8 protein-coding genes and 2 pseudogenes are annotated in these 6592 nt (G+C 64.9%); 3 read left to right on the forward strand and 7 right to left on the reverse strand.

Annotation, left to right across the window (positions count from 1 at the left end; translation table 11 throughout):
* Positions 1–115: 115 nt before the first annotated feature.
* Positions 116–499, reverse strand: coding sequence for a hypothetical protein (locus ACS5NL_RS22495; protein WP_008648926.1), 384 nt, complete (start codon positions 497–499; stop codon positions 116–118).
* Positions 500–510: 11 nt separating this feature from the next.
* A complete protein-coding gene (locus ACS5NL_RS22500) occupies positions 511–774 on the reverse strand; it encodes a helix-turn-helix transcriptional regulator (RefSeq protein WP_008648927.1) in 264 nt (87 codons plus the stop codon).
* Between the two features lie 178 nt (positions 775–952).
* Between ACS5NL_RS22500 and ACS5NL_RS22505 the strand changes: the two are divergent.
* Positions 953–1810, forward strand: a pseudogene (locus tag ACS5NL_RS22505) (IS91-like element ISCR29 family transposase); the annotation flags it as partial.
* A gap of 106 nt (positions 1811–1916) precedes the next feature.
* Here ACS5NL_RS22505 and ACS5NL_RS22510 read toward each other — a convergent pair.
* The 3 genes from ACS5NL_RS22510 to ACS5NL_RS22520 all read right to left on the reverse strand — a co-directional run bounded on the left by ACS5NL_RS22510 (position 1917) and on the right by ACS5NL_RS22520 (position 4057).
* Entirely contained in the window at positions 1917–2351 is a 435-nt protein-coding gene (locus ACS5NL_RS22510; RefSeq protein ID WP_008645849.1) for a nuclear transport factor 2 family protein, read from the reverse strand.
* On the reverse strand, positions 2351–3055 hold the full coding sequence (locus ACS5NL_RS22515; protein ID WP_008645848.1) for an SDR family NAD(P)-dependent oxidoreductase: 705 nt from the start codon (positions 3053–3055) through the stop codon (positions 2351–2353). Before ACS5NL_RS22515 ends, ACS5NL_RS22510 begins: the two co-directional genes overlap by 1 nt.
* A gap of 90 nt (positions 3056–3145) precedes the next feature.
* Positions 3146–4057, reverse strand: a complete 912-nt coding sequence (locus tag ACS5NL_RS22520; RefSeq protein WP_439356242.1) for a sterol desaturase family protein — start codon at positions 4055–4057, stop codon at positions 3146–3148.
* A gap of 86 nt (positions 4058–4143) precedes the next feature.
* Here ACS5NL_RS22520 and ACS5NL_RS22525 point away from each other — a divergent pair, with 86 nt between their 5' ends.
* Positions 4144–5178: an AraC family transcriptional regulator gene (locus ACS5NL_RS22525; RefSeq protein ID WP_008645845.1), complete on the forward strand. Its 1035-nt coding sequence runs from the start codon at positions 4144–4146 to the stop codon at positions 5176–5178.
* Between the two features lie 3 nt (positions 5179–5181).
* On the opposite strand, the gene ACS5NL_RS22530 is transcribed toward ACS5NL_RS22525, so the two are convergent.
* Both ACS5NL_RS22530 and ACS5NL_RS22535 read right to left on the reverse strand, forming a co-directional pair.
* Positions 5182–5460 (reverse strand): M48 family metalloprotease, encoded by a 279-nt coding sequence (locus ACS5NL_RS22530; RefSeq protein ID WP_008645843.1) that lies wholly within the window; start codon positions 5458–5460, stop codon positions 5182–5184.
* On the reverse strand, positions 5394–5897 hold the full coding sequence (locus tag ACS5NL_RS22535; protein ID WP_193750046.1) for an HD domain-containing protein: 504 nt from the start codon (positions 5895–5897) through the stop codon (positions 5394–5396). Before ACS5NL_RS22535 ends, ACS5NL_RS22530 begins: the two co-directional genes overlap by 67 nt.
* On the opposite strand from ACS5NL_RS22535, the pseudogene ACS5NL_RS22540 reads away from it, so the two are divergent.
* Positions 5891–6547 (forward strand): annotated as a pseudogene (locus ACS5NL_RS22540) (oxidoreductase dimerization domain-containing protein); the annotation flags it as partial. The gene ACS5NL_RS22535 and the pseudogene ACS5NL_RS22540 sit on opposite strands and share 7 nt — an antisense overlap.
* Positions 6548–6592 lie beyond the last annotated feature (45 nt).

Below are 6592 nucleotides of genomic sequence, written 5' to 3' on the forward strand. Positions count from 1 at the left end.
TACTGCCTCCCAAGCTCTTGCCATTGAGCGGCAAGCGAGCGCTCAACCTTCCTTGGCCGAACGTGTTTCGAGGCCCAAAACTCGTGCCATACTTGGCCTCATGCGGTTGAATTTCCTATCCGTGGGACTCGGAAACCGAGAACTCGACGTCGAGGTAGTCCTCGACCTTCTCGCCGGCGGCGGCGATGCGCCGGGCGATGGCGGCCAGTTGCGCCTGGTCCCAGGACACGCGCTTCGGGACATCGACCGTCACGCGAAGCAGCCCGTCCTTCAGGTGCACGACGCCGAAGTCCTTGCCGGCCTCGAGGCGTGCAGCACGGGCCTGCTCGCCGTAGGCGGCCTCCAGCGCGGCGTCGAACTTCGCGCGGGCCTGCTTGAGCCAGGCGAGCGCTTCGTCGAGGTTGCGGCTGATCTCCGCCTTCTGGGCGGGCGGCAGCGCGGCCAGCTGGCCGACGGACATCGCGGCGATGTCGGCGGGGTAGAGGGTCAAATCGCTCATCGCATCCCCCTTCAGCGCGCCGCGCGCTCGGAGGTCGAGTCGTGCAGGGCGCCACGCTCGAACTCGATGACCGACTCCAGGGGGTAGCTGACGCGCTTGGACAGCTTCAGGTAGCGCGGGCCCCGCCCTTCGCTGCGCCAGCGCTGCAGGGTCTTGGGGCTCAGCCCCCAGCGCTGCGCGAGCTCGTTCTCGTTGAGGACCCGACGATCGCCGGGAGACAGACCGTTGATCGCATCGACCGGCGACCGGGTGATGGTGCTTGCCGTTGTCGGCATGGAAGCCTCCTATGACGCTGTTGAGGAACAGGTGTCATTGCAGGCTTCGGGTGGCGAACCTTGGAGGGACCGAATGGCGAACCACGCGCAAACTTCGGGTTCGCCAATCCGCACGCGTCCATGCCAAAACGGCGAGCACGCGGCTCGCCGTTCTTGGGGACAGGGGGATGGTCAGCGGCCCACATCGGCGCAACTGACGCAGCTCGCCAACACCATCGCGCATCGCGTGTGCCGGCACCTGTCGCGCCGCGGCTGGCTCGAAGGCGAAGACGAATCCGTGTTCCTGTCCGACAGCGCGGGTAGCGACGACGGCATGGATGGGCTGCGGATGAGTTCGATGACCTACCGCATCGCCACCGGTCGCGACGCTGGCCGCAAGGTCGTCACGCTGCAAACATTGCCCGGTGACGCAGGCTCGCTGGAGGGCGATGCCGGCAAGGTCGGCGGCTTCTCGCTGCATGCCGGCGTGGCCGCGGAAGCACACGAGAGCCACAAGCTCGAAAAGCTGTGCCGCTACATCACGCGCCCGGCGATCAGCGAGCAGCGGCTGTCGATCTCACCGCAGGGTAGGGTGCGTTACCAGCTCAAGACGCCGTGGCGCAATGGGACCACGCATGTCGAATGGGATGCGGTGGACTTCATCGCCAAGCTGGCGGCACTGGTCCCGCCACCTCGCGCGCATCTCACCCGCTTCCACGGCGTATTCGCCCCGAATGCAAACCTGCGCGCGCAGCTGACGCCATCGGGGCGCGGCAAGCGGCCTGCGAGCGATGCAGTGCCGGTGGACGTCAGCGCCCACGACGAACCGCGCAGCCCCGAGCAGAAGCGCCGTGCGATGAGCTGGGCGCAACGGCTCAAGCGGGTCTTTTCCATCGACGTCACCACCTGCGCCCACTGCGGCGGCGCGGTGCGGATCGTCGCCAGCATCGAAGACCCCAAGGCCATTCGCGCCATCCTCGCCCACTTCGAGAAACACGGCGCGCTGGAGCAAGCGCACTACCGGCCCGCAGCGCGCGCCCCGCCGCCGGCCGCGTGACGAGGTGCCGGCCACGCAGCCGGCAGCCAAGCCAGAGTCCGATCCGATGCGGCCACGACCCCGCAGGGCTGCGCTCGGCCCTGTGCCGGGATTCGGTGAGAAATGGCTACGCACTGAGCCGCTGCGTGGCCCCGCGATGTCGAAAACCCACGCATGAACCCCCGATCTGTGCCCGATCTGTGCCCAAAGCGGCGCTTGCGCGGCCGCTTCCTACCTGCCAGACTCGCAAAAAAGGGCGGTTGAACTTCCTATACCCGACCTCGCCCTCGGCGCGGTCGCCGGCTAGCTTGAGGTTCACGGTCGTCACGTTGTGATGCAGGATTTCCATGGCCTTCTGGATTTCCGGCAGCTTGTCGATGAATTCCATCGCCAGGCCCTTGGCGAAGTGGCCGTGATCGTCAATCGCATCCTCGTGATAGAGCGTACGCATCTTGACGTGATCGTGGCGGTCGGCAGCGTTGCAGTAGGCCATGATCAGCTCGTAAATCGCCTGCTTGTCGAGCAGTTCGTCGAGCTGCTGTTCGCGCGTCTTGCCGCTCATCAGCTCAATCCCACGACCGGCAGCGCGACGCCGTGCACCGCGCGCGCCTGCTCGGAGCAGAGGAAGGTGATGACTGCCGCCAGATCGCCCGGCGCGACCCATTTCTTCGGATCGGCGTCTGGCATCGCGGCGCGATTCGGTGGCGTGTCGATGATGCTGGGCAGCACGCAGTTGACGTTGATGTTCTGCTCGCGCAGTTCGCCGGCCATGGCTTCGGTGATGCGGATCACCGCGCTCTTCGAGGCGCTGTAGGCCCCCATCTGCGCCACGCCTTTCTGGCCGGCGCCAGCGCCGACGTTGACAATCTTCCCGCCGCCGCCCGCCAGCATCGCCGGTACCGCGGCGCGCACGGCATTGAGCAGGGTGCCGACGTTGATGTCCTGCATCTTTTGCCAGTCGGCTGCCGCAGTGGCATGCACCGGGGTGCCCATGGCGAAACCGCCGGCGATGTTGCAGAGGGCGTCGAGACGGCCGAACTTCTGCATCGCGGCGTTAACCGCATTCTGCGCCGAGGCAGAGTCGAGCAGGTTGGCCGGCAGCAGCAGGCGTGTGTCGGCGGTGCCGGGATACGCTTGTTGCAGCACGGCCTCGCTGACGTCGGCCAGCGCCAGCCTGGCGCCACCAGCAGCAAAGCCTGCGGCAACCGCCTTGCCGAGAGAGCCGGCCGCGCCGGTAATCATCACCACCTGATTGTCGAAGCGCATGGCGTTTCCGTATGAGGAATCTGGTTTATTGAAGCAGACGGCAATGTGCGGGCGAATCCTGCAATCGTGTGAGCCCGCATGCCGGCGATTTCAGCTTGCCTTGGTGGCCGCTTGCGTCTGCCAGTAGGGGTGATCCGGCGGATATTGCGGACCGTCCGGCGACCACTCCGGCGGGCCGAAAATCCAGCCCAGCTTGTTGCGCCAGCCCTTGGCGTTCCAGACCTGGCGCAGCATGAAGGCGGTCTCGTGGAAAATCACGGTGGGCAGGCTGAAGGTCTTGAGGTCGTGCACCAGGCCGTATTTCACCGGGACGTCGCGGCGCTCTTCCTGGAAGGTGCCGAACAGCTTGTCCCAGATAATGAGGATGCCAGCGTAGTTCTTGTCGATGTAGATGCCGTTGCTGCCGTGGTGGACGCGGTGATGCGAGGGCGTGTTCATGAACTTTTCGAGGAAGCCCAGGCGGTCGATGGCCTCGGTGTGGATCCAGTACTGGTAGATCAGGTTGATGCCGAATTGCACCGCAATCGCCAGCGGGTGAAAGCCGACGAAGGCCAGCGGCAGGTAGAACACGAAGGTATACGCCGGGCCCAGGGTCGACTGGCGCAGCGCAGTACTGAGGTTGTAGTGCTCGCTGGAATGATGATTGACGTGCTCCATCCAGAACAGGCGGCAACGGTGCGCGCTGCGGTGATACCAGTAATAGGTAAAGTCGTCGGCGAAGAACAGCAGCACCCAGGTCCACCAGACGAGGGGCGAGAGCGTGAACAGGCGATGTTCATAGACGAAAGCAAACAGCCAGCCGGTATAGCCTGCGCACAGGGCCCGCATGCCGAGCTTGATCAGGCCCAGCGAGATGCTGACGCTGCTGTCCTTGATCTCGTAGCCCCTTTTGCCCTTGCTCTTGGCGCGGCGCAGGGCGAACCACTCCCAGGCCATCAGGACCAGAAAATAGGGCATGGCGATGTAGAAGATGTATTTGGCCCACCAGTCCAGCGTTTCCATAAGCTCCTCGATTCGCACGATGTATTGACTGTTAGCATTCTCTCCATTGTGTATCACTTGCCGCTTGACCCCGCACGACAATCTGTATGACAGCACGCGCCAAGACCGGAGTCGACGACCCTGCGGCCCTCGCGCCCAGCACCGCGGTCAGCTATCTGCTGGCCTTGTTCGACTATTTGCGCCTGCGGCAGATCGATGCGACCGAACTGCAGCGGAGCCTGAACGTGGATCTCAACGACCGCGATGCGCGCGTCAGCGAGCTGGAGGCGGCTGAATTGTTCAATCGCGCCGCCGTGCTGGCCCAGGATCCTGATCTCGGCGTGCATGTTGCCGAGCACATCCGGCCAGGGCATTACGGCGTTCTCGGCTATGTCGCCATGGCCTGTACGACCCTGGGCGAGGCCATGCTCGCCCAGCAGCGCTATCAGGGGCTGGTGATCACCGTTGCGCCGGTGGACGTGCGGATCGACGCCGAAGCGATCGTGTTGAGCTGGAACCGTTCGACCGATCTCCGCTACCGCCAGCTTGCGGAGTTCAATCTCGCCGGCATGCTGACTTTTGTGCGCTGGATCACCGGACAGGCGATCTCTCCGCTGGGCGTCGATTTCACATACGAGGCGCCGCAGCGCCTGGACGAGCAGCGCCGTGTGTTCGCCTGCCCGATACGCTTCCGGCAGGACAGTTACCGCATGATCGTGCCGAAGTCGTGGCAGGGACTGGGCCTGATCCAGCCGGACCCCGCCATGCGCCAGTTGATGGATCGCCTGGCCCAGCAGCAATTGCTGACGCTCACGCGCACGGACGATCCGCTGGTCCGCGCCCGCCGCCTGATCGCGCAGCGGCTGGGAGATGGCGAACTGGAGCTGAGTCATGTCGCCTCGGCGCTGCACGTCTCGCCACGGACCTTCCAGCGCAAGCTCCAGGAGCATGGTGAAAGTTTTACCCAGCTGGTCGATGGCGTGCGCAAGGAAATGGCTGAACGCTATCTGGAAGATGCCTCGCTGAGTCTCACGGACATCGCTTTTCTGCTGGGGTATTCCGCGCAGAGCGCCTTTGCGCGTGCCTACAAGCGCTGGACCGGGCACGCGCCGGCACGTACGCGACAGGCGGCGGCCGGTTGAGCCTTACTGAGGGGGCGGCATGGGCAGGGCCAGTGGCCGCAGGGGTTGACGGACAGGGTCCCAATCCGCGGCGGCCTGCCGCAGCCGCTCGATGCGCTCGGCGTCCAGCGGATGCGTCGAGAGCAGGGACGGTGCTTCACCGCCGTGTTCGGTGTGATAAGCCGCAAAAGTCTCGAATACCGAAGCGCCGCCGCCGGCGTGACCATAAAGTTTCTTCACTGCGGCGATGGCATGTCCGTCGGCGAGCGTTTCCGCCTGCCGGGAATAGCCGCGCTGGACCACGGTGGCAAAGGCCGTAGACAGGCTGCCGGCATTACCGGTTCGTATTCGGCAAAACGCGCTGGCTCGGCGCCCAGGATGGCGAGGTCGATGTCCACCAGCAGTTGCTGATCCGCATCAGCCGGTTTGGCGGTGTGGCAGGTCGCCATGATCAGCGCTCGCACCCGCCGGACCTGCGCTTCCCCTGCTCCGCTTCGCGTCAATTCGCCGGCGGCCCAGTCGGCACTGCGCTGCTCGTTGTCTTTGGCCTGCAGCCCGTAAATCGCGTCGTGAAACCAGAGGGCAATTTCAACGTCTCCGGCGTGAACCGCAAGGTCGAGCGCGCCTTCCAGTTGGGCGATGCACTCACCCAGATGCTGCAGCGAGTGGTAGCGGCGATGGGGTGGAAGTGCGCAAGACAATTGACCATGTCGAACTGATCGTGTGCGATACAGGGCCAAGAATTGCCCCGGATGGGCACGCGAAGGGCCTTGAACCCTTGTATCGAACGCTCGGTACAAACACGACAGGGTCGGGCCTGGGGCTGCCAATTGTTCAGGCCATCGCCACGCACACAGGGGCCACCATCCAACTGGAGTATGTCGACGAATCCGCGCAAACCGGTCTGCCGGTCCGTGTGTCGTTGCTGCAGGGCAACAAGGAACTGGCCAGCGCCGCCTTCAACGCCCGCGTGATCCCCAGCGTGGCCTACACCGACCCCGAAGTGGCATGGGTGGGCCTGACCGAAGACCAGGCCAAGGCGCAGGGCATCAAGGTCAAAAAGGGCCTGTTCCCCTGGGCCGCCTCGGGCCGCGCCATTGCCAACGGGCGTGACGAAGGCTTCACCAAGCTGCTGTTCGACGACAGCCCCGAAGCAGGATCAGGAGACGGCCATGCTGGCCGGGGCCACGGCAAGATCCTGGGCGGTGGCATGGTCGGCACCCACGCGGGCGACATGATCGGCGAGATCGCCCTGGCTATCGAGATGGGTGCCGACGCAGTGGACATCGGCAAGACCATCCACCCCCACCCCACGCTGGGCGAGAGCATCGGCATGGCGGCGGAAGTGGCGCATGGCAGCTGCACGGATGTGCCGCCTGCGCGCAAGTAAGTCCGCAGCCAAGCTACCCTGACAAGGCCCGAACTGGCGACGGTT

It is taken from the genome of Hydrogenophaga sedimenti, assembly GCF_051857515.1.
Taxonomy (GTDB): Bacteria; Pseudomonadota; Gammaproteobacteria; order Burkholderiales; family Burkholderiaceae_C; genus Hydrogenophaga.